Source organism: uncultured Eudoraea sp., assembly GCF_947258525.1.
Taxonomy (GTDB): Bacteria; Bacteroidota; Bacteroidia; order Flavobacteriales; family Flavobacteriaceae; genus Eudoraea.
This window is the reverse complement of the sequence record NZ_CAMYIP010000205.1, coordinates 1-2,425: the sequence shown is the minus strand read 5'-3', so window position 1 is coordinate 2,425 and position 2,425 is coordinate 1. Positions and strand designations below refer to the sequence as shown.

The window sequence follows — 2,425 nt, the reverse complement described above, 5'->3', positions numbered from 1 at the left end:
TCCTGAAGGCCTGGCTGTCGGGGTACTCTTTGGTGGGGTGGCTGCTGGATTTGAAGGAGCCAATATTGGTGGCGCCGTAGCATTGGCACTTGGGATAGGACTACAGAATTTTCCCGAAGGTTTTGCGGTAGCAATGCCATTGAGAAGACAGGGTTTAAGCAGGCTTAAAAGTTTTACGTACGGACAAGCCTCTGCTATGGTTGAGCCCATCGCTGCTGTTTTGGGCGCATGGGCAGTGCTCACCTTCCAACCTATACTTCCTTATGCCTTATCATTTGCTGCGGGAGCGATGATCTTTGTAGTTGTTGAAGAGGTTATCCCCGAGACACAACAGGATAAATATACAGATATTGCAACCATGGGCTTTATTGGCGGCTTCATCATTATGATGGCGTTAGATGTTGGATTAAGCTGATTAGCTGTTGTTTAACAGATGTATTCTCTTTTTTGGGTTATTCACCTATTAGAGTGAAGGCCCCTTTTGTTAAAATTCTTGAACCTGAAGGAAAGGCAGTGAAATTTTCAATAGTAGTGTAGCCATCATACTCTTTTCCTATTTTAACTTTTACCGGTTTAAAATTATATGTTTCTTTTGTCTTAGATTCTAACAGTAAGAGGTATGAGGTTCCATCGATACTTACAACCGCCTCTGAAGGTATACTCTTTTCTATCTTATCTGATGTAATTATGGAGGCATTGACAAACATTCCTGTTAAAAAATTATGTTTCGTTGAATCTTTTAAATGTCCATGCACTTTTATTGTCCTGTTTTCTTCAATAGCAGTACTAATCAGATAAACTGTTGCTAAATATTCTTTTGATGATGTTTCCGGAATTCGAAATTTAATTTCCTGACCCTTGTGAATCTTCATAATGTCCTTTTCAAAAACAGATAGTTCTAAATGAATATGGTCAATATCCACGATTTCAATAATGGGAGTTGCAGGTGAAACATACATCCCCAGTGTTACATTTACTTTAGTTATACTCCCACTTATAGGAGCATACAATGTGGAGGTCGTATTTATAACTCCTTTCTCAACTTCAGATGGGGAAAAATTAAGGATCATTAGTTGCTTTCGAAGCCCATTATATGTTGCTTCTGCTTTTTTGAATTCACTTTCTGCTTTTAAAAAAACCTTTTGTGATGAGATGTTTTCCTTTCTCAAAATTTGCTGGCGTTCGTATTCAGATTTTAAATAGGCCAGTTGTTCTTTTATCTCTAAATACTCTTGTTGCAGGCTAACAAACTCTGGGTTTTCAATTTTGACAAGTGCTTGCCCTTTAGATACAAAATCACCTATGAGCAAATGGGTGCTTTTAATATACCCTCCCATGGTCGCACTTACCACAGCTCTGTTGGCTGGAGGCACATCTATAGATCCATTGGTTTTCTTCAAGGCTCCCAATAACCATAGCGTTTTTCTCGAATTGGTCACTCGTAAGTTCAATTAAATTGTCTTCAAGCTTCATTGAAGTTTGAGAATCCACGGAATTGTTGGACTCCACATTTTTACAATTCGATAAGCTGAAAATTAGTGCAAATGCAATGAAATAGTATATAAATCGATTCATAGCTTAGGTTTTAATAAGTTAGATAGTTAATAGCAATAACAGTTTGGTTGTAATCATTAAGACTATTTAGGTAATCAAGTTTAATTTCATAGGCGTTTTCAAGACTTACGATATACTGGAAGTAGTTGATTTCACCATTTTTGAAACTAAGTGTTGCCGTTTTTAAAATTTCATCGGACAGTGTGGTACCTTCTTCTTCATAATATTTTAGGGCCTTTTCCTGCTTTATCAGTTTTGCATTTAGTGCCATGTATTGCGTATTCAATACAACCTGGTATTCATTAGATTGTTCAATGGCAATTTCGCGAGCTATTGAGCTCGCTTTGATCTTCGAAGACTGTCCAAAAAACAACAGCGGAATTTTAAACCCCACATAATAGCCATACAAATTTTTTGTAAGACCGCTGTTCGACCCCTGAAAGTAACTCAGGCTCAGATCGGGCAATAAAAGCTGCTTTTCATATTTCCGTTGATTGTCAAAAAGATTCACTCTGTTAGCATAATATTCCAGTTCCAAGCTGTTTTCGAGGTTTATTGGGCTTAGACTAACTTTTTTATGTTTCGCGCTGCCTATAAGGATACTATCTTCGGTCTGTACCATTTTTACCATATTTCCATAGGCAAGGACAACATCCTGTTCGGCCTGTTCTAATTTAATTTGAATTTGTTTTTGTCTGGATTGAGAGGTTATTTTTTCTAAATAATTAGTTTCACCCAGTTCAAAACGTCGTACTGCAATGGCGGCGAAATTCTTAAAAAGACTATCTATTTGTCGATAAATTAACTCCTTCTCTTTAGCATATTGATATTCATAAAACCTGGAAGTGACCTCTTTTTTTAAATTTTTCTT

The 2,425-nt window shown here is 36.9% G+C and carries 3 protein-coding genes; 1 reads left to right on the top strand and 2 read right to left on the bottom strand.

The window, feature by feature from the left end; translation table 11 throughout:
• The coding region (locus Q0X89_RS15740; RefSeq protein WP_297695912.1) for a ZIP family metal transporter at nucleotides 1-415 on the top strand (415 nt) is incomplete at its 5' end.
• Nucleotides 416-452: 37 nt separating this feature from the next.
• On the opposite strand, the gene Q0X89_RS15735 is transcribed toward Q0X89_RS15740, so the two are convergent.
• Entirely contained in the window at nucleotides 453-1,439 is a 987-nt protein-coding gene (locus tag Q0X89_RS15735) for an efflux RND transporter periplasmic adaptor subunit (RefSeq protein ID WP_297695910.1), read from the bottom strand.
• A 146-nt stretch (nucleotides 1,440-1,585) separates the two neighbouring features.
• Nucleotides 1,586-2,425, bottom strand: an 840-nt coding sequence (locus Q0X89_RS15730; RefSeq protein ID WP_297695908.1) for a TolC family protein, incomplete at its 5' end; no start/stop codon positions are given.